This window comes from Nonomuraea candida (genome assembly GCF_000725485.1).
Taxonomy (GTDB): domain Bacteria; phylum Actinomycetota; class Actinomycetes; order Streptosporangiales; family Streptosporangiaceae; genus Nonomuraea; species Nonomuraea candida.
This window is the reverse complement of record NZ_JOAG01000195.1, coordinates 1-260: the sequence shown is the minus strand read 5'-3', so window position 1 is coordinate 260 and position 260 is coordinate 1. Positions and strand designations below refer to the sequence as shown.

Sequence of the window (260 nt, the reverse complement as noted above, 5' to 3'; positions counted from 1 at the left end):
GTGGAAGCATGGTAACGTGTGGAGCTGACCGGTACTAATAGGCCGAGGACTTGACCACAAAGCAGACTTTCTTGCTCGCGTCCACTAGGCAATTCTGAGGCAACAAGCGGTGGTGCTTGTGTGTTTCATAGGGTTACGGCGGTTATGGCGGGGAGGGAAAAACCCGGTTACATTCCGAACCCGGAAGTTAAGCTTCTCTGCGCCGATGGTACTGCACTCGGGAGGGTGTGGGAGAGTAGGTCACCGCCGGACAATTTTTG

General features: G+C 54.6%; 1 rRNA gene. It reads left to right on the top strand.

Annotation, left to right across the window (positions count from 1 at the left end):
- Positions 1-134: 134 nt before the first annotated feature.
- Positions 135-252 (top strand): 5S ribosomal RNA (gene rrf, locus IO39_RS43660).
- Positions 253-260 lie beyond the last annotated feature (8 nt).